Origin of the sequence: Methanobrevibacter sp. (assembly GCF_045120835.1) — an archaeon.
Classification (GTDB): Archaea; Methanobacteriota; Methanobacteria; order Methanobacteriales; family Methanobacteriaceae; genus Methanocatella.
In genome coordinates this window covers 15,746-33,610 of record NZ_JBGVFE010000009.1, presented here as the reverse complement: position 1 = coordinate 33,610, position 17,865 = coordinate 15,746, and the positions used below count along the sequence as shown (strand labels likewise).

The following is a 17,865-nucleotide window of genomic DNA, read 5'->3' as shown; positions in this document are numbered from 1 at the left end:
CTCGATTATGGAGGTCATTCCATGAAAAAAAGTGAAGTGATATTAATTGCACTTGGAATTATGCAAATCTTAATTTCAATATTGCAATTAATATTACAAGTATTATGGGGTTACTAATCCCATAATACTTCCTTTCTTTTTTTCATTATATAAACCTTCCCATTACTAAAAAATGGTGTTGATTAAACATGATATGGATATCAATTCTTAATTTAATCATAACAATAATCTTGATTATCTTTATATATCAAATTAAAGAGTTTGAATATAAAAATATTATTATAGGATTGTTTGCATTAAATTTAATTTTAATTATAGCAAATATTCTAATAAACCCCTAAGGATACTTTAAAAAAAATAGAAAGATTATCTTTCTGAATTAATGCCCTTTTCAGAAAGTATCTCATTTTGAACCTTAACAACTTCACCACTGGTATCGGCTTCGCTATATGCCTCAAGCAAATCATGATTCAGCTCTAAAAAAGTATGTCCCCATTTATAGCCTTCCATCAAGTCACGAGCCTCATCTTTAAAGCGAGTAATATACAATGTTGCAGAAATGGCCTCAACGGTTGACAGTATGCATGCCTTTCCATAATTTACGGGATTGGTTGCTATCAAAAAAGGTAGGGAGCGATGGTATTTGGACAGTGAAAAGAATTTTTTAGAACTTGACACCTCATTCCATGAGCAGTCAAGCCCTACAATTCCTCTTCTTTGAACATAACGGTAGTCTTCATAGGATACAGCTTTTTCAGCATAGGGATTAAGAACGATTGCACCTGATGGAATCTTATTGATATTGTCAACAAGACGGCATTTGCCCATCTTTGCCAATTTGATGGCAGTGCATTTCTTCTTATCGCATTCATTTGCATGAAAAACTGTAATTCTCATCTAACCAGTACCTTCAAGTGCGGAAGTGTTTCCTGCCTTGACCTGTTGGACCAATTCCATCTGTTCGGCAAACTGATCTTCTGTCAATCCAAATTCCTCATTGATTTTTGGAACGTTTTTACTTTCCTTTAAAGTTATGCTGTTGAGTAAAGGTTCGACAAAATCAGTGTATGACTCACCATAGGTGTTCAGTGTTGCGTTTACTTTGGAATCCGCATCGATAATCATGTAAATCAGATATCCTTGCTTTTTGGCCTGTGACTGACAAATGACAATATTCATTGTATCGTTAGAGTCTGTTTCATTACCCGGCACTGCCTGAGTAAAGTAGATATTCCATTCATTGCCATTGAAGGTTCTCTTTTCAGGATTCATAACACCCTGCAGGTAATAAATGTCCATCAGTGCATCTGAATCATCCACTGTTGAAATGTTATAAGTAATCTTGTTTTCCTTATCCCTGTAGGAATGCATGAATTTTTCCTTATCGTCTACCAATTTTACATTTCCTGCAAATTTACCTTCCATAAACTCTGTTTTAAAATCAGTAGTCTGTACATTTTTATCTTCACCATTCAATATTCCAGTAGTAAAGATTACTCCTACAACTGCAACGATTGCAACAATTACTACTGCAATTATGATTATATTTTTACTTTCCATTAAAAATACTCCTATAACTGTTAATAATATAAATTTAGTAAAAAGTCTTTAATATAGGTTTAGTTAAATATTTAAATATTAATAAAAGAAATTGGGTCATTTTATGAATAAAAAAATTCAATATCAGATACTGCTAATAATATTGATTGTCATTGTGATAATTAACTTATCCATCATTATAGGCGACGTGACCAGAAGTCCTGAAAATACCTATAACGTTACTGAAATTGGAAGCAATGTTAACGGCAGTGTCTACAAGATTGTAGCGGGAAATACCTCCTCAAATGAAACGGTCGGAATTATACTTGGAGTCCATCCAAGGGAACATGAAATTCACGAAGAGGTAAACAAAACGATTTACAATATCACTTCGGAAAACGGCACTCAGAACTTGTCTAAAAAATATGTAATCTATTATGTCAAAACCAATTCAAACATTACCTCACACGACGATACCCGTGAGGCAGGAGAGGAATTGGCAAATAAATTCATTGTTCCGAATATCGTTAAAGACAATCCTTTCGTTGTTGTTGATGTTCATGAGATAAACCCGGATTATGAGTATTCAAATTTCATTTTCAGCTTATCTCCAAAAAATGCAAAGGTAAATTCATACATTTCCAAGCTGAGCAATGACGTTAATCTTGTAGATTATGAATTTGATGAGGGCACCAGCCCCGAAAAGGTTACAAAACCTATTGCGAAAAAAGGAGTCAATACATTACTTATGGAGACTTCCATTACCGATGCAATAGTTCAAAAACAGAAAACAGCCGAGAATTTAATTAGAAGTTTAGATGGATTGAGCCCGTGATAATATGCAAAAAGTTCGTGGTATTTTAATTGGAAGAATGCAACCAGTCCATAACGGACATATGGAAGTAATCAAACAGGTTTTGAATGAAGTGGATGAAATTATCATAGGAATAGGCAGCGCCCAGCTCAGCCATGAGATAAAAGATCCTTTTACCGCAGGTGAGCGGATAGTGATGATGAATCAGGCATTGGCTGAAAAGGATGTCGATCCGTCAAGATACTATATCATCCCAATGCAGGACATTAACTTCAATGCGATTTGGGCTTCACATGTCAAAATGTTGACACCACCCTTTTCAATCGTTTATTCCGGAAATCCATTGGTCAAACAGCTTTTTGGCGAAGAAGGATATGATGTTCGCCAGCCTCCATTATATGACCGTTTGCATTTGTCCGGTACAGAAGTCAGACGCAGAATACTGAATGATGAAAACTGGCAGGAACTGGTTCCGAAGGCAACAGTGGAACTGATTGATGAAATTAATGGTGTTGAAAGAATTAAGAATTTATCAGTAAAAGAAGTAAGTGATATATAACATAAGTTATATAATTATTTTTGGAGTTTATAATATGACAGTAAGAGTAATAGAAGCAAAAGAAGATAAAGTTACAATGGCTGATTTAATAGCTGAATTAAAGAAAAGTACTAAAGTTGATTATTCAGGTGCAATTTTCACATTTGAAGGGATAGTTCGTGGAAAAGAAGAAAACATGAACCTGGAAAAGCTGATTTTATCTACACCAGATAAAGATAAAACATTAAAGGAAATTGAAAAGATAGTTGAAAATGCAAAAATCAAATATAACGTTCATGAAATATCTGTTGTACACTATATCGGAGAGTTCTACACAGGAGATATGTTATTTTTAGTTGCAGTTCTTGGCGCTCACAGAGGAGAAAGTCTTGATGCCCTAAAAGAAGTTATTGAAACTGTAAAATATGATGTTGAGTTTAAAAAAGAAGAAATCTCAAAAGAAGGTACAAAAACTATTTTAGCCGGTGGTTAAATGACCATAATGTTTATTTTAAAACTAGTCGTATTGTTTTTGATTATATATGCAATCATTAAAAATTTAAAGACATTATTAAAAGCAGGAATTATTATTTTTGTTATTTTAGTATTATTAGGATTTATAGGATTTTAATCCTATTTCCCAATAATCACTTCAGTGGATTTGATGATTGCACAAACATCATCACCTTCACTTAAACCTAATTTTTCAGCAGACTCTTTAGTGATAACTGCAGTAATAGTATTAGGGTCAGCAACTTCGATTTTGATATTTGCCATTACGGCACCTTTGTCCACACCAACAATTTTACCTTTTAACTGATTTCTTGCACTAATTTCCATATCGATCACCATCAATTTTATTTACCTATAATTACTTCAGTGGATTTGATGATTGCAGTTACGTCATCTCCTTCACTTAAACCTAATTATTCAGCAGACTCTTTAGTGATAACTGCAGTAATAGTATTAGGTTCTGAAATTTCGATTTTAACATTAGCCATGACGGCTCCGAGTTCAACATTTGTAATTTTTCCGTTTAATTGATTTCTTGCACTAAGTTTCATATCTTTCACCTCAGTATGTTTTGACACTATAATGTTGTATCGAATTGTATATAAATGTTTCGCTTTTAGGCAAATAAAGACTTTTTTAATCGATTACCTAATTTATTACATATCGAAAATGAAAGATATTTAACCGATGAAAGTGAAATGTATATACATGAAAGTCGAACTCGAATCTATTGGCACAATTCACACACAATTTGATGAAGTTGAAGGAATGCCAATCCAACCTACGGGAGCAAAAGGAATAAAGGGAACAATAGAAATAAAAGACAAATATATTGATGGTCTAAAAGACCTTGACGGATTTTCACACATTCATCTAATCTATTTGCTTCATAAGGTGAATGGATATATGCTTGAAGTGAAACCCTTCATGGACAACGACACCCACGGCGTTTTTGCAACAAGATCACCAAAAAGACCTAACCGCATTGGAATGAGCGTATGCAAAATAAATAAAGTCGAAGGAAATACAGTCTATATTGAAAATGTCGATATTCTTGATGGAACTCCACTGCTTGACATAAAACCATATGTTCCCCAGTTATACGAAGATACAATTGACGAGCTAAAAATAGGATGGTTTGAAACAAAGCACCAGAAAGCAAAATCGCAAAAATCAGATGATAGATTCAAATAATCTATCTCTTAAAACTTTTCAGGAAATTCCAATTTTAACTCATTGATGAAATCCTCAATTATAACATCCTTTAAAGACTTGCCTTCACATTTAAAATCATAAAAACCGCCTTTTGAATCGGATAGGGATAATTCTTTATAAAAATCTGGCAAATCATCTATGGATTTATCAATCACATTAACATATTCCTCACAATATTGAGCAATTATATCCTTCAAATCCAAATCATTATTCCATTTACCATCATAACGCCTAATATTAATATTTGAAATGTTCTCTTTTAGTTTGTCGAATTCCCTCTTATCATGAAAAATCAAATCTTTGGCCATTGCAAGCTTCAAATCATGGACAAACTCATCATCGCATTTTGACCCACAGGTATAGATATCCTTTTGGGATTCAGACAACTCATTCAAATAATCATCATTTCTAAAATAGAACAGGGAATGCTTTACCGGAGGCAATGAGTGCACATCATCATCTTCACATTTTTTAAATGGATGTATGGCATGCATTACTGTTAATTCAGTAAATGATGTATCTCCAATATAATCCACAAGTTCCGGATATTCCCGTATGGTCATTTTATCAATATCTTCACTTGTAGGAACGCAACCTAATTTTTGGCCTCTAAAACAGATGTAGAAAGTTCTGTCGGAATCTATTGAGTTGAAATATTTATGTATTGATCTGCATTTTTGAAATTCCTTTTCAGACAGGGTAAAGAACAAGTCATGGTACTTTAAATCAATATCATGGCTTCTGCATATTTCCTTCAATTGCGGAAAAACTTCCTTGATGAAATAATAATGTTCAGCAAACATGTCAGGAATTGTACTGATAATCATTATGGAAATATTATTTTTACACATGACAAAAACACCTTCAACTTAATTTAATGTATTCTCATATAAATATTATATGTTTTTAAAAAAAAAGAAAAATTAAAAGCTATAAGTTATTTATAGCTTCAGTGATTAGTTTAATTGTATTTTCAACGTCATCCATACTGCACACGCTTACAGGAGTATGGATATAACGTGTAGGAACAGATAAAACACCGGTTGGAATTCCTTCACGGGTCAAGTGAATTGCAGTTCCGTCAGTTGTTCCGCCGTCACTTACCTCCAATTGGTAAGGAATATCATTTTCATCGCCCGCTTTAATGAGCATGTCTTTGACGGATTGCTGGGTTAAAATTCCTCTTCCGCTTGCATCCGCTAAAATAATTGCAGGACCTTTGCCCATTACAACAGGTGCCTCTTCAGGCTTGATTCCAGGATGGTCTCCGGATAAGGTCACATCAAGTGCAATTGCAAGGTCAGGGTTCAATTTGAATGCAGAAGTTTTAGCTCCCTTAAGACCTACCTCTTCCTGGACAGTACCTACTCCATAAACAGTTGCTCTGGTTTTAACTCTTTTTAAAACTTCAATCATCACATAACAGCCTACACGATTGTCTAAAGCCTTTCCCATAACTACATTATTAGGATATTCTTCAAACAGTGAGTTGAAAGTCATTTTATCTCCAATTCTCACCATCTTTTCTGCTTCTTCCTTGTCTTTTGCACCGATGTCGATGAACATGTCAGTGTATTTGACAACCTTGTTTTTTTCCTCAGCAGTGGTTACGTGAGGAGGTTTTGAACCTATTACACCGACAATAGGCTCTCCAACGGAAGAGTGAACTGTTACGGTTTGGTTCATTAACATCTGATCATTGATTCCGCCAATTGTGGAAAACTTAATAAATCCATTATCATCAATGTATCTTACCATCAAACCAATTTCATCCATATGGGAAGCCAACATTACGGTAGGTGCCTTTTTTTCACCTTTTTTAGTGGCAATTAGGTTTCCCATACTATCAGTTTCAATTGTATTAGCTACATCTTTTAATTCACGTGTAATAATTTTGGCTATTTCCTCTTCGCTACCGGATACTCCCGGTGCTAAAGATAGCTCTCTCATTAATTCCATCGTATCACCAAATAATTTTATGTTTTAATAATATTAAATTGTTTCCATTATTTAAAATTCCTAAATCATTGCCCCATACGCCATTATGGACAGCATCATGTCAATTGCTGAAATATTTTCAACTCATCAAGAACTTCCGCAAATGCTGATTGCCGAATAGCTATCATGAGACTAGAAAAGCAATAATTACAAGTGCAGTCTGAAGGACTGCTATAGATTCATTCTCTTTTTTGCAACTTCCCTTACATATTCATTTTCATCATTTATGGAAATGTCCTTTAACACTTTTTTGCTTACAATTTTTTTAACTGCAACTTCACGGACCTTCCAGGAGGATGCATCTCTTGCAATATCTGTCAGCATCTTTTGATTTTTTATTAATGAAACCGCCCTTACAGAGATATTTTCAGATATTCCCTGCTCATAAATTTTAAATAGACATTTTTCAACTTTTATCTTGTTCAATGCTTTAAGCGAAAATTCTTCATCCTCATTGGCAAGTACGATGCGAATCAATGTCTCCAGATCATCAATATTATCGAGAGTGGCTTTTCTGACCGTTTCTATTTTTGCATTCTTCAAGATGTCAATGAAATTTTTCTCATCAGATATGTGGCCTAAGGCTTCAAAAGCAACATCCTCATGAGTGGAGTTGATTGCAATGTAGGTAAAATCATCTTCATTTGTTAAATTGGGATTTGAAATGGCATGATTTCTAACAAACTGATCATCATCATTCAATGCAATTTTGACCAATTCATTAGGGTCAGTTATATTTTTGACGGCAATCTGGCGAACGAATCTGTCGCTGTCGGATGAAATTACCTCAAGCAGTGCATTTTCATCACTTAGCTTTTTAACCGCTTCACTTCTAACAACATTATCCTCATCATTCAGCGCAATTTGAGTGAGCAGTTCCTCATCATCCAATTGATTTACCAAATCAAGTCTTACATCAGCCTTATCTGAATTCAGGGCAATGTCCCTTAGGATATTCACATTATCTATTTTATCAAAAATCATGGATCTTATTTTAGCATTGTCCTCACTGCGTGCAATGTTTGCCAGAGCATCCTCATCATCAATCTTTGCAACGGCAGCCATCTTGACTGATTCATCCTTATCTTCAATTGCAACCTTTTGAAGCATGTCTTCACTGACAAAAGAATCCTTTTCAACGCATGATTTTCTTATTGATTTGTCCTTTGCCTTAAAGACCAAATCATACAGCACATCGCTATCCTCTATTTTTTCAACTGAAGCGTTCCTATATCTTTTGTCCTGGGCTTCGATTGCAATCCATTCAAGAGTTTCCTCATCAGCAACCTTTTCAAATATCTCATCGACCTGAGGATTCTTTTTTGTATTGATTACGACTTCGGCAATTGATTTGTTGTTTTCTCCAAGCCTTTCCCAAGCAAAACTTCTAACGTCGAAAAATTGTGAATTTTGGGCCGCATCAAGAAGAAGCCTCTCATCCTTAACTTTATTTATGGCTATCAGCCTTATGGCCCTATCCTTAATATTCTTTGACAAGTCCAATGCAACATATTGGTCTGTAATTTGATCAGCTGCTGCCGCCCGCTCATATCTGTCCTTGCTGTTTGTTGCTATTTCTTTTAAGATTAATTGATCATCATCAATTTCCAAATCATCCGGAATGACATTCTTCTCTTTAGGCTTTTCCTTTTTAGCATCATTTTTTTTAAATCTGTCGAATAATCCCATTTTAATTAACATCCCTATACATTTTTTCTAAAAAGCTTGCAAGTGAAATTATATCCTGTGCATTATGCTCTATTATTGGAACAACAGGTCCTATATTATTTTTTTCCAGATATGTGTCATAATATCCCGGAATATATTGGCCAGGAACATCTCCTTCACGTTCAATTCCAAAAAGTTCTCTTTCAATTGTCTGAAGCTGACAATTCGGAAGGATATCTCCCCAAAGATTTTTTGCAAAATACATCAAATCAAGGTGTGCCAAATCCAAGTTCGCATCGATTCTATTGTACCTACATCTATTTTTTATGAATGGTATATCAAATGTTTTTCCATTGAATGTCACATGAACAGAATCCTCATCCAAATGAGAAAGATATGCATCAATAATGTTTGCCTCTTCGCCATAGTCCCTTAAAAAATATTGTGAAGCCACAATTTGATTTCCCTTGATTTCAGCAACGCCAATCAATATTATGGGAACGTTTGACAATCCTTTTGTTTCAATATCCATGAATTTGAAGTTCTCCTCATCAGTCAGACTTATACTCTTCAATACATTATCCCTGCATTTCTTTGAATACCTGTTGCTGTCCAGCACATCAATGATTTCACAAAAGGACATTTCATCAAGATTCTTCATGAATTTGGATGCCTCATCTCCATATTTATCATGACCCTTTAGAGATTCTATTGTTGCATAACCATTGTTCTTAAGCTTTTCTTCAGTTTTAAGACCGATTTTCGGAAGCAATTTTAGATTGTGGTTCATTTGAGCTTTAAAATTATTGTCTCCAATATCAAAATTAATCTTTTCTTTTTTGGTTATCTTTAAAACTTCCCCAAAGGAACAGGAAGAAATTCTGCAGTCCATGACATCTTTTAATGATTTATTTTCATATTCAATTAAAAGTTTCTCTTTTAAATCATTGTAATATGAGGGAGATAGCTTCATTGCCCTCTTTTTTGCTTCTTCAGAGGGATTTTGAGAACTTATCGAATTTGACAACACTCTTTTTAAATATTCCTCAAAATTATAATCTTGCATAATCAATTAAACTTTATTAATTCATTGAATATATAGTTTTTTAATAAAGTATACTTGAATTTTTATAAAATACAATAACATTTATATATGTCTAAATCATAATATATAATTGGCTACATAGTAGCCAGAGAGATAGATTAAACAGCCAAATTTTAAAATTCATTTCTCTAAAGCTTGTAAAAACAAGTCGTTAGGTAGTTAATTTTAATTAATTATCTACCTAACCATCCCAAACTTTTTTTGAAATACCGATTCTTAAACAGATAATTAGACTTAGAAAAGTATTTAATATTTTAAACCAAAAGATATTATTAAGTAATATTTTAGGTTTTAAAATGAAATTAAAATTAGCTATACTTTATGGAATTTTAATATGGGCAATAAACTCAATTCTAACGGAGATTTTCAATCCGATTTTTACCTCAAATCTCCCCCGTGTCAATATCATTGTTCCCATAATTACAATAGTTGTAACTGGATTTTTTGGAATCCTATACATCAGAAACATTGAATCCAATGAAGTTGCGGAAGGAATACTCGTTGGAGTAATATTCATCCTAATAGACATTATTTTGGATGTTTTAATTTTCATTTTGCCTAAAACAACAAACATTATCATTGGAGATTACCCTTTACATGTCATTTCAATTACGGTAATTACCTTATCGATTACAACATTACTGGGATATTTAGCTCAAATGACAATAGATTTGAAATAAGGAGATGAATTATGATACCAAAATCACATCCTAGATATGAATCATTACTTTTAAGAGATAAAATTGTACAGGCATCTAAAAAAGGATATCTGGCAGATTCCGGAATGATAGCTCACGGCAGAGGTGAAGCATTTGATTATCTGATTGGTGAAAGAACAACTTATCCTGCAAAAAGAGCCATGTATGTTGCAGTTGCGGCACTGCTTCTATCAAATAATCCCGTGATTTCAGTCAATGGAAATGCTACCGCCCTTGCATGTGATGAAATTATTGAGCTGGCCAAAAGTGTTGATGCAAAAATTGAAATCAATTTGTTTTACAGAACTGACGATAGAGTGAAAATTATAACTCAGATATATAAAGATCATGGATATGATGAAATTTTAGGTACATTAGATGATGATATTGAATATTTAAATGAAATAAAAAATAGCAGATCTTCAGCCAGCAAATCTGGAATATACAGTGCCGATACAATATTGATTCCTCTCGAAGATGGGGACAGAGCAGAGATATTGAAGAAAAGCGGTAAAAATATAATCACCATTGATTTGAATCCGCTTTCAAGAACTTCAAAAATGTCTGACGTTTCAATTATGGACAATATCGTTCGGGCAATACCGTTTATGACAAAAATAGCTGAAGACCTAAAAACACAAGACAAAACAGTGTTGATGGAATTGGTTAATGAATTTGATAATGAAGAAAACATTAAGGAATCATTAGAACAAATAAGAATAAAAGAGTGAATATTATGCAAGTAATGGGAGTATCCGGTTTACCTGGTTCTGGAAAAAGTTTTGTTTCCGATGTGGCTTGTGAAAAAGGCGCAATCATCGTGAGTATGGGAGACATTATTCGTGAAGAAGCCAAAAAAAGAGGCGAAAGTACAAAGGAAACCGCTAAAAATTTAAGAGCCGAACACGGTGAGTACATAGTGTCTGAACTAACTGTCAAAAAGATAAAAAAGCTTCAAGAGGAAGGAAATACAAAAGCCATCCTTGTAGAGGGAATCAGAAGCCCTCCTGAAGTTGACATGTTTAAAGAAAACTTTGATAACTTTATAATTATCTCAATCTTTGCAAATCCTGAAATAAGGTTTAAAAGACTGCAGAAAAGAATGAGGGAAGACGATTCACAGGATTACGCAGGATTTAAAAAAAGAGATGATACCGAACTTGGCTTCGGCATTGGAACCGTAATTTCACTTTCAGATAAACTGATTATCAATGAAAGTGATTTAGAAAGTTATATTGAAGAAATTAGGAAAACACTTGAAGAAATAGGACTCTAACTATTTTTCTTCCAAAACAGCATCTTCGATAATGAAAACACCACTGTCAAGATGCCATTCCTTTCTATATTTTAAGATTTTAATCCTTTTTTTAAAAATTGGCCCATCAACAGCCAGAGTTTCTGCTTCCCCACCTTCAAAAGCGATATCCACTTGATATTTTTCATTAAGTTTTAAAATATCGTCAATGCATTCATCATCAATCACCCTTCCAAGCCATGATTCATCCAGACCCCAGGCAGCAACACCGCAGACAATAACTTTAAAACCTAAAGAGACTATTTTTCTCATATATTCAAGCTCATCAACATGCCAAAAGGGAGAAATAATTTTCAATCCGATTTCAGATCCCAATTTTTCAATTCTAGACTTTTGGTAAACAGAATAAAGCGCACCGGTATATATGGCTTCAACACCCAAATCTTTAAGTTCAATGAATGCCTTTTTTAAATCTTGCAGTTCCTCTTCCTTAATGCCTTCAGTTTCAACAGACATTATGGGAATATCCAGCGCCTGTGAAAGCAAATCAGTAATATGAATATTGGGAACATGAAACATGTAAGATTCATCATTTTTTGATTTTATTGAAAGAAGATATCTGACATCTTCTTTCGCTTCCAAGGCAGAATACAATGCCATCGTACTGTCTTTACCGCCTGAAAATAAAATAGCAACATCCATATTATCTTTTGCGCTTGGTATTCATAAACTTGTTAAATCTTCTATAAGCCGGAACAACGGAATCCATATAGATTCCAATTAATGCCACAATAACTCCTACTCCTCCACAAACAAGAACAAACTGCACGTTTGAAAGCATTGAAGAATTTGTATTGTTGATACTGTCCTGAATAGGGCCATCGATATGGCTTGCAACGATACCCTTATCGAGCAGAGCCTGTTCAAAGCTCTCTAACTCATATGAATCAACAACTAAAACTGCCTGAATTTGAGCATATGAGAGTGTTTCTCCATATACCAATTTATACCAGTCCGAAAATGTTTTCAAAGCTTCAGAAGAAGTATAGTTCTCCTCAAGTTCAATGTTGATTCTGTCTGAGGTTACATTGTAATCCTTATAGTGGCTGTCAATATTGCCGACAATCGAATCAAAATATTCATGCTCCTGCTCATTAAAGGACCACATCGGAATCGAAATGGAAGTTTCATCAAATGATTTGAAACCCTTCATGCCAGACAAGACATTTCGCAATTCATTTGTATCAACAGAAGAAGACAAATCAAGATATAATGTCTCTTCATTATTTGGCATATTCTTTTCAACAACACTGGCCATATTCGGCAGCTCCTCATAAATAGGCTCTAAAAAGAAAGCTCCTCCTACTGAACCGATTAGGAATGCTACAAAAAGCACTAAAATCACTTCACGTTTGGGCATGTAGTGTTTCAACATTCCAATTGAAAAGACAAAAGCCATCATTATAATAAATAAAACAATATAAATAATTGTTGTAACAATATCCATAAATTCACACGCCATTTAACTATTATATTTAGATATTAAAAAATAATAGTTAAAATAATTTTGTATAAATTTGCATATTTTCACTATTTTCAGGCCATTCAACAATTATTATATTTTCCCCTTTATTTATGGAAATTGATGATTTTACCAAATTCGATTTGACATCGACTCGGATATTCTTACTTGAACCGTCATTAAGTTTCAAATTAGATGAAACATGACTGTCTGTAATCGTTGCTTTAAAATCCCTTTGAGAGATTATAACCATCCTTTGTTTTGAACCCTGGCCCTGTCCATAAACTTCACCTATTGCCTGAGCGATTTTTGACAAATCAGACTTAACATCCAAAGTATCTGAAACATCCAATGTGTTTCCAATCGTAAATTCAACCAAAGGCAATGTAAAAACGATTAGAAGAATTAATGAAATTGTAAATATAAGGATATACTCCAAAGCCACCTGTCCTCTCTCATCAACCATCATATCACCAAAAAGACATTTTTTGTAAACAGCATCATGATATCGCCGAAAAATATTGAAATAATCAAACCAACAAATATGGCCGGAGCAAATGGAAATGTGATTTTGATGGAGATGTCCTTGCCTATATACCCCTGAGCACTCATTATCTTAATTAGAAACATGTCCTCCCTTGTAATTCCTCCAGCACTTATTGACTTAAAATAATACTTAGATTCAATTTCATTCTTGCTCCTGAATACCTCCAGGTTCCCATCAAGATCACTGATTAATTCAATGATATACTCATCGTCAAAATAATAATCATTTACAATATTTCCTTCCTCCAAATCATTAATTGGAATAGTCTTGTTTAATGTTGAGTGTATAAGGTTTCTTAAATTTCCTATATTCAAAAGAGTGATTAAGTGAGTAGGATGATTTTTAAATATCTCATTTTTAATGATTAGCGTAATGAAAAATATCATCAAAAACGGAAATGAAACCAGAATACTGTTTACAACAACGCTAAATGCAAATGGATAGATTGACAATTGGGGAAAAATATTCAAAAAATCAATGTTGAGACCATTTGGTATGACTGTAGCGATAGCAGTGAACAGCATTACATCACCACCACCCCACATTTTTAATTTCCACAGCAGATAAGTTATAGCATATGTGATAGTCATTGAAATAATCGAGGCTAAAATGAATTTAATGTTATTTGAAATCAATGACAAAATCATGTTTGAAATGAGTCCGAAAAACAGCAACACATATGTTAACTTCTCCGGAACAAAATTCTTTTTAATATCGAAAATTGCTGCCAAAATACAAAATAGTATTGTTATAATTATTTGAATCAAAAATAAAGTACTTAAAATCATAATAGTACTATTTAACTCAAAATATATTAATTAGATAGAAAATGAACTCATTAAATTGATTTTAGAATATGAAATTGTAATAAAAATAGAAAAATTAATTTTTAGAAAACTCATAAATAGCTTCTAAAAATGATTTGAATAATGGGTGTGGCCTATTAGGTCTTGATTTGAATTCCGGATGGAACTGACAACCAATAGCCCAAGGATGATCTGGCAATTCAACAATTTCTACTAAAAAGTCATCAGGACTTGTTCCTGAAATAATTAAACCTTTATCCTGCAAATCATCTCTGAAATCATTGTTAAACTCATATCTATGTCTGTGACGTTCTTCAATATCAATTTCACCATAAGCCTCATGAGTTTTTGTTCCTTCAATGATTTTGCAATCATATGAACCTAAACGCATGGTTCCTCCCATGTTTTTGATTTTCTTTTGCTCTTCCATCATGTCAATAACAGGGAATTCAAGATTATCATCGAATTCGGAACTGTTTGCTTCAGGATAACCGTTTCTTCTTGCAAATTGAGTTACCATAGACTGCATTCCAAGACATATTCCAAATAAAGGCACATTGTTTTCAATTGCATAGTCAATGGCATCGAGTTTTCCTTCAAAACCACGCTCTCCAAAACCTCCAGGTATCAAAATACCGTCAAACCCTTTTAAAGATTCGGAATCTATCTTATCAACATCGGAACTCAAATATTCAATATTTGCCTTTACACCGATGCTTGCAGCTGCATGCAAAAGAGATTCACGGATACTGATGTATGAATCTTCAAGTTCCACATATTTTCCAACAATACCGATTGTAACCTGAGGGTCTTTAATTCTTAAGGATTCAACAATTTCTGCCCAATCGTCCAATTTAGACGAATCAGCTTCAATATCAAGACCAATTCTATTAACGATCAGCTCACCAATATTTTTTTCTTCAAGAACCAGAGGAACCTCATAGATTGTTCCCGCATCAGGAGTATTGACTACTGCATTGACGTCCACATCACAGAAGTGTGCAACCTTTGCGAGAAGTGCATCATCAATGTGCACCTGTGATCTGCATACAATGACATCAGGATTTATACCGACACTTCGCAGTTCCTTTGTTGAGTGTTGGGTAGGTTTGGTTTTGAATTCTCCAGCTGCATTTAGGTAGGGAATAAATGTAACATGGACAAACATAACATTTTCACGACCTTCCTCATTTCTGAGTTGTCTTAATGCTTCAAGGAAAGGCTGACTTTCAATATCCCCAACAGTACCTCCAAGTTCGATTAAAACCACATCATAATCATCACTTTCAGATGTCATTCTAATCATTTCCTTTATACGGTTGGTGATGTGTGGAATAACCTGTACACATTCTCCAAGGTATCCTCCTTCACGCTCTTTGGCGATTACGGATTCGTAAACCTTACCTGTTGTAATGTTGGCTAGTCCCTTAAGTTCTACATCCAAAAATCTTTCGTAGTGTCCAAGGTCCAGGTCGGTTTCCATACCGTCAGAAGTCACGAATACCTCACCATGCTGATATGGATTGAGTGTTCCAGAATCCCAATTCAAATAAGGGTCTATTTTAATAGCTGAAACTTTTAAACCATATGACCTTAAAATTCTTCCCATAGATGCAGAGGTGATACCCTTGCCTATGGAACTAACTACCCCACCAGTTATTATAATATATTTTGTCAGAAAAATCCTCTCCTTAATAAAAATTACATTTATAATTTTAGTATCTCATTGTATATAAAAATTTAATCTGATGTGAAAATTGCACTGAAAATGACAAAATTAATATGTTAAAATATTTTTAATTCTAATTTAATAAAGGTGATAAAATGATTATCGTTAACGCAAATTTACCTGTAAAAGAAGAAAAAAAAGATGAAGTGATTAAACAGGCCGAGGCACTAATCAATGCTTCAAGAACTCATGAAGGCAACATATCATATAATTTATATCAAGATATGTTGGATGATTCATTAATCTTCATTGAAAAGTGGAAAAGCAAAGAATCACTAGAAGCGCATATGCAAACACCAGAATTCATTGAATTTGGTGAAAATATTAAAGAATCCCTGACCGCACCATTAGACATCAAACTTATTGTTGGCGAAGAAATTGAAGGAAATTAATTTTTCTTCAATATCTGCTGTTTTTCCAGTTATATAATTTATTGGAAATGTCTCTAGATGTTTCATCAAACTGAAACTGGCCTTCATCACCATAATTGGCAAAGTGATGTGACTGTACAAAGTCAAAACAGGTATCGTCAGGTTCCGTTTGTCCGTTGCCCCTTCTGCAGTACATTCCATGAGCGCTACCATATGGACTTACGCTCCAATATGTGCAATTAAGGCATATTTCCTGGCCGTTGTTTACCATGGAATCGTAATCGGGCTCTTCCTCAAAGTCAAAATCATCCGAATCATTGAAAAATTCAATGCATTGGTCGCAATAGTTGTCTTCATCCAACTCGTTACCGCAATTTGGACATTTCATAATTTCACCTAAATCAGTGTTTTAATGAATTCTTTTATATGCTCATCACAGAATTCCCATGTATGCTCGCCTTCAGCACGAACAAAAGTGGCATCAACGTTACTGTCATTTAAAAACCCATAAAAATCAACATTTTTCTCAAATAGAAAATCATCGATACCGCAGGCCATAAAGATATCCGGAATGTCTTCACAGTTTTCAACGAGATACTTGGGATCCATATCTGAATTCTTAATTTTATCCAAATTTCCAAAAATGGATTCATAGAAATCTCTGGAACGCAGGACATTACCGTCATCAGTATAGTTAACGATGTCCTCAGTAATCAGTGCCGCTGAAATCATTCCGATTTTTGAGAAATTCTGATTGTATTTCAAGCCGTTTCTGATTGCACCATAACCTCCCATTGAAAAACCTGCAATATATGTATCTTCACGCTTGTGTGAAAGCGGAAATATGTTTCTTGTAATGTCCAAGAGTTCCTGACCCACATATTCACCATAATATGCATGAGCATTAACATTATCAACATAAAAACTGTTTTCACCACATGGAATTACTATAGCTATCCCATTGTCCTCGGCAAATTTCTGGATGGAAGTGTTTGCCAGAAAAATATCGTCACTGCCATACAGTCCATGAAGCAGATACAGTGTTTTATATGGCTGCGGAACGATTTCCTCCACATCCTGCAGAAAATGAATGTTGTCTGCAGGCAAAATCACACTAATTGATGTACGTCTCTGTAAGCTTTTGCACTTTATATCTCCTCTAAACAATACCATAGTTACACCTAGGTCCACAACTCTGTAATGAACATCGCACTTGCATCCTCTGCCTTTTCAAATCCGCAATACTCATAGAACTTAAGCTCATCATCATATGCCACGACAACGATTCTGAGATAATCCTTATAATGATTTTTGACCCTCTCAACCAATTCCTTTCCGATTCCCTTAAGCTGATAGTCAGGATGAACCAGCAAATAATGAACATAGGCCGTCATTATTCCATCATCCATTGCACAAATCATCCCAACAAGTTTATCGCCGTCCCATGCGGAATAGACTGTTTCGAAGTTTTTCATGGCAACTACAAGCTTTTCCGAAAAATGACCTGAGGACCATCCGACAGACAAAAACAAATCTTCAAGCTGCTT

The 17,865-nt window shown here is 34.2% G+C and carries 23 protein-coding genes and 1 pseudogene; 8 read left to right on the top strand and 16 right to left on the bottom strand.

From position 1 onward, the window contains the following. Positions 1-366: 366 nt before the first annotated feature. Positions 367-897: a DUF367 family protein gene (locus ACJMLO_RS00725; protein ID WP_405292941.1), complete on the bottom strand. Its 531-nt coding sequence runs from the start codon at positions 895-897 to the stop codon at positions 367-369. Further along, positions 898-1,560: a hypothetical protein gene (locus tag ACJMLO_RS00720; protein ID WP_405292939.1), complete on the bottom strand. Its 663-nt coding sequence runs from the start codon at positions 1,558-1,560 to the stop codon at positions 898-900. It abuts the gene before it with no gap. Positions 1,561-1,663: 103 nt separating this feature from the next. Here ACJMLO_RS00720 and ACJMLO_RS00715 point away from each other — a divergent pair, with 103 nt between their 5' ends. The 3 genes from ACJMLO_RS00715 to ACJMLO_RS00705 are packed head-to-tail and all read left to right on the top strand — an operon-like array spanning position 1,664 to position 3,384. After that, complete coding sequence (locus ACJMLO_RS00715; RefSeq protein ID WP_405292937.1) at positions 1,664-2,374, top strand: hypothetical protein; 711 nt, start codon at positions 1,664-1,666, stop codon at positions 2,372-2,374. Between the two features lie 4 nt (positions 2,375-2,378). Further along, positions 2,379-2,912, top strand: a complete 534-nt coding sequence (locus tag ACJMLO_RS00710) for a nicotinamide-nucleotide adenylyltransferase (protein ID WP_405292935.1) — start codon at positions 2,379-2,381, stop codon at positions 2,910-2,912. A 34-nt stretch (positions 2,913-2,946) separates the two neighbouring features. Then, positions 2,947-3,384, top strand: coding sequence for a molybdenum cofactor biosynthesis protein MoaE (locus ACJMLO_RS00705; protein ID WP_405292933.1), 438 nt, complete (start codon positions 2,947-2,949; stop codon positions 3,382-3,384). 140 nt (positions 3,385-3,524) lie between these two features. On the opposite strand, the gene ACJMLO_RS00700 is transcribed toward ACJMLO_RS00705, so the two are convergent. Then, on the bottom strand, positions 3,525-3,731 hold the full coding sequence (locus tag ACJMLO_RS00700; protein ID WP_405292931.1) for a molybdopterin-binding protein: 207 nt from the start codon (positions 3,729-3,731) through the stop codon (positions 3,525-3,527). Between the two features lie 17 nt (positions 3,732-3,748). Continuing rightward, positions 3,749-3,955, bottom strand: a pseudogene (locus ACJMLO_RS00695) (molybdopterin-binding protein). Positions 3,956-4,091: 136 nt separating this feature from the next. Between ACJMLO_RS00695 and tsaA the strand changes: the two are divergent. Continuing rightward, a complete protein-coding gene (gene tsaA / locus ACJMLO_RS00690; protein WP_405292929.1) occupies positions 4,092-4,598 on the top strand; it encodes a tRNA (N6-threonylcarbamoyladenosine(37)-N6)-methyltransferase TrmO in 507 nt (168 codons plus the stop codon). Positions 4,599-4,606: 8 nt separating this feature from the next. Here the strand turns inward: tsaA and ACJMLO_RS00685 are convergent, their stop codons facing one another. The 4 genes from ACJMLO_RS00685 to ACJMLO_RS00670 all read right to left on the bottom strand — a co-directional run bounded on the left by ACJMLO_RS00685 (position 4,607) and on the right by ACJMLO_RS00670 (position 9,351). Continuing rightward, entirely contained in the window at positions 4,607-5,470 is an 864-nt protein-coding gene (locus ACJMLO_RS00685) for a hypothetical protein (RefSeq protein ID WP_405292927.1), read from the bottom strand. Positions 5,471-5,549: 79 nt separating this feature from the next. Beyond that, a complete protein-coding gene (locus tag ACJMLO_RS00680; RefSeq protein WP_405292925.1) occupies positions 5,550-6,578 on the bottom strand; it encodes a M42 family metallopeptidase in 1,029 nt (342 codons plus the stop codon). Positions 6,579-6,788: 210 nt separating this feature from the next. Next, the gene (locus ACJMLO_RS00675; RefSeq protein WP_405292923.1) at positions 6,789-8,318 is read right to left on the bottom strand and encodes a HEAT repeat domain-containing protein; all 1,530 of its coding nucleotides are present in this window, start codon (positions 8,316-8,318) and stop codon (positions 6,789-6,791) included. Next, positions 8,308-9,351 (bottom strand): ribonuclease H-like domain-containing protein, encoded by a 1,044-nt coding sequence (locus ACJMLO_RS00670; protein WP_405292921.1) that lies wholly within the window; start codon positions 9,349-9,351, stop codon positions 8,308-8,310. The genes ACJMLO_RS00675 and ACJMLO_RS00670 overlap by 11 nt, the downstream gene beginning before the upstream one ends. 335 nt (positions 9,352-9,686) lie before the next feature. On the opposite strand from ACJMLO_RS00670, the gene ACJMLO_RS00665 reads away from it, so the two are divergent. The 3 genes from ACJMLO_RS00665 to ACJMLO_RS00655 are packed head-to-tail and all read left to right on the top strand — an operon-like array spanning position 9,687 to position 11,364. Then, complete coding sequence (locus ACJMLO_RS00665) at positions 9,687-10,070, top strand: hypothetical protein (protein WP_405292919.1); 384 nt, start codon at positions 9,687-9,689, stop codon at positions 10,068-10,070. Positions 10,071-10,081: 11 nt separating this feature from the next. Then, positions 10,082-10,819, top strand: coding sequence for a 4-phosphopantoate--beta-alanine ligase (locus tag ACJMLO_RS00660; RefSeq protein ID WP_405292917.1), 738 nt, complete (start codon positions 10,082-10,084; stop codon positions 10,817-10,819). Between the two features lie 5 nt (positions 10,820-10,824). Beyond that, positions 10,825-11,364, top strand: a complete 540-nt coding sequence (locus ACJMLO_RS00655) for a nucleoside monophosphate kinase (RefSeq protein WP_405292915.1) — start codon at positions 10,825-10,827, stop codon at positions 11,362-11,364. Here the strand turns inward: ACJMLO_RS00655 and ACJMLO_RS00650 are convergent, their stop codons facing one another. The 5 genes from ACJMLO_RS00650 to ACJMLO_RS00630 all read right to left on the bottom strand — a co-directional run bounded on the left by ACJMLO_RS00650 (position 11,365) and on the right by ACJMLO_RS00630 (position 15,914). Next, a complete protein-coding gene (locus ACJMLO_RS00650) occupies positions 11,365-12,045 on the bottom strand; it encodes a TIGR00289 family protein (protein ID WP_405292913.1) in 681 nt (226 codons plus the stop codon). Position 12,046: 1 nt separating this feature from the next. Then, positions 12,047-12,865, bottom strand: coding sequence for a hypothetical protein (locus tag ACJMLO_RS00645; protein WP_405292911.1), 819 nt, complete (start codon positions 12,863-12,865; stop codon positions 12,047-12,049). A gap of 34 nt (positions 12,866-12,899) precedes the next feature. Next, positions 12,900-13,331 (bottom strand): class III signal peptide-containing protein, encoded by a 432-nt coding sequence (locus ACJMLO_RS00640; RefSeq protein ID WP_405292909.1) that lies wholly within the window; start codon positions 13,329-13,331, stop codon positions 12,900-12,902. Beyond that, positions 13,331-14,200 (bottom strand): prepilin peptidase, encoded by an 870-nt coding sequence (locus tag ACJMLO_RS00635; protein ID WP_405292907.1) that lies wholly within the window; start codon positions 14,198-14,200, stop codon positions 13,331-13,333. The genes ACJMLO_RS00640 and ACJMLO_RS00635 overlap by 1 nt, the downstream gene beginning before the upstream one ends. Before the next feature lie 94 nt (positions 14,201-14,294). Further along, complete coding sequence (locus ACJMLO_RS00630) at positions 14,295-15,914, bottom strand: CTP synthase (protein ID WP_405293009.1); 1,620 nt, start codon at positions 15,912-15,914, stop codon at positions 14,295-14,297. A 128-nt stretch (positions 15,915-16,042) separates the two neighbouring features. Between ACJMLO_RS00630 and ACJMLO_RS00625 the strand changes: the two genes are divergently transcribed. After that, complete coding sequence (locus ACJMLO_RS00625) at positions 16,043-16,339, top strand: putative quinol monooxygenase (RefSeq protein ID WP_405292905.1); 297 nt, start codon at positions 16,043-16,045, stop codon at positions 16,337-16,339. 7 nt (positions 16,340-16,346) lie between these two features. Here the strand turns inward: ACJMLO_RS00625 and ACJMLO_RS00620 are convergent, their stop codons facing one another. From ACJMLO_RS00620 to ACJMLO_RS00610, 3 genes are read right to left on the bottom strand one after another with little or no spacing between them, the layout of a single operon-like run. Then, positions 16,347-16,706: a hypothetical protein gene (locus tag ACJMLO_RS00620; protein ID WP_405292903.1), complete on the bottom strand. Its 360-nt coding sequence runs from the start codon at positions 16,704-16,706 to the stop codon at positions 16,347-16,349. Between the two features lie 8 nt (positions 16,707-16,714). Next, complete coding sequence (locus ACJMLO_RS00615; RefSeq protein ID WP_405292901.1) at positions 16,715-17,491, bottom strand: alpha/beta hydrolase; 777 nt, start codon at positions 17,489-17,491, stop codon at positions 16,715-16,717. Between the two features lie 8 nt (positions 17,492-17,499). Beyond that, complete coding sequence (locus tag ACJMLO_RS00610; RefSeq protein WP_405292899.1) at positions 17,500-17,844, bottom strand: GNAT family N-acetyltransferase; 345 nt, start codon at positions 17,842-17,844, stop codon at positions 17,500-17,502. Positions 17,845-17,865: the final 21 nt, after the last annotated feature.

Bases quoted from the DNA above. Each gene is read 5' to 3' on its own strand.
- ACJMLO_RS00720 (WP_405292939.1), bottom strand. From the start codon at position 1,560: ATGGAAAGTAAAAATATAATCATAATTGCAGTAGTAATTGTTGCAATC.
- ACJMLO_RS00710 (WP_405292935.1), top strand. From the start codon at position 2,379: ATGCAAAAAGTTCGTGGTATTTTAATTGGAAGAATGCAACCAGTCCAT.
- ACJMLO_RS00660 (WP_405292917.1), top strand. From the start codon at position 10,082: ATGATACCAAAATCACATCCTAGATATGAATCATTACTTTTAAGAGAT.
- ACJMLO_RS00635 (WP_405292907.1), bottom strand. From the start codon at position 14,200: ATGATTTTAAGTACTTTATTTTTGATTCAAATAATTATAACAATACTA.
- ACJMLO_RS00705 (WP_405292933.1), top strand. From the start codon at position 2,947: ATGACAGTAAGAGTAATAGAAGCAAAAGAAGATAAAGTTACAATGGCT.
- ACJMLO_RS00675 (WP_405292923.1), bottom strand. From the start codon at position 8,318: ATGTTAATTAAAATGGGATTATTCGACAGATTTAAAAAAAATGATGCT.
- ACJMLO_RS00645 (WP_405292911.1), bottom strand. From the start codon at position 12,865: ATGGCGTGTGAATTTATGGATATTGTTACAACAATTATTTATATTGTT.
- ACJMLO_RS00650 (WP_405292913.1), bottom strand. From the start codon at position 12,045: ATGGATGTTGCTATTTTATTTTCAGGCGGTAAAGACAGTACGATGGCA.
- ACJMLO_RS00620 (WP_405292903.1), bottom strand. From the start codon at position 16,706: ATGAAATGTCCAAATTGCGGTAACGAGTTGGATGAAGACAACTATTGC.
- ACJMLO_RS00640 (WP_405292909.1), bottom strand. From the start codon at position 13,331: ATGGTTGATGAGAGAGGACAGGTGGCTTTGGAGTATATCCTTATATTT.
- ACJMLO_RS00655 (WP_405292915.1), top strand. From the start codon at position 10,825: ATGCAAGTAATGGGAGTATCCGGTTTACCTGGTTCTGGAAAAAGTTTT.
- ACJMLO_RS00625 (WP_405292905.1), top strand. From the start codon at position 16,043: ATGATTATCGTTAACGCAAATTTACCTGTAAAAGAAGAAAAAAAAGAT.
- tsaA (WP_405292929.1), top strand. From the start codon at position 4,092: ATGAAAGTGAAATGTATATACATGAAAGTCGAACTCGAATCTATTGGC.
- ACJMLO_RS00700 (WP_405292931.1), bottom strand. From the start codon at position 3,731: ATGGAAATTAGTGCAAGAAATCAGTTAAAAGGTAAAATTGTTGGTGTG.
- ACJMLO_RS00725 (WP_405292941.1), bottom strand. From the start codon at position 897: ATGAGAATTACAGTTTTTCATGCAAATGAATGCGATAAGAAGAAATGC.
- ACJMLO_RS00665 (WP_405292919.1), top strand. From the start codon at position 9,687: ATGAAATTAAAATTAGCTATACTTTATGGAATTTTAATATGGGCAATA.
- ACJMLO_RS00685 (WP_405292927.1), bottom strand. From the start codon at position 5,470: ATGTGTAAAAATAATATTTCCATAATGATTATCAGTACAATTCCTGAC.
- ACJMLO_RS00615 (WP_405292901.1), bottom strand. From the start codon at position 17,491: ATGGTATTGTTTAGAGGAGATATAAAGTGCAAAAGCTTACAGAGACGT.
- ACJMLO_RS00680 (WP_405292925.1), bottom strand. From the start codon at position 6,578: ATGGAATTAATGAGAGAGCTATCTTTAGCACCGGGAGTATCCGGTAGC.
- ACJMLO_RS00715 (WP_405292937.1), top strand. From the start codon at position 1,664: ATGAATAAAAAAATTCAATATCAGATACTGCTAATAATATTGATTGTC.
- ACJMLO_RS00670 (WP_405292921.1), bottom strand. From the start codon at position 9,351: ATGCAAGATTATAATTTTGAGGAATATTTAAAAAGAGTGTTGTCAAAT.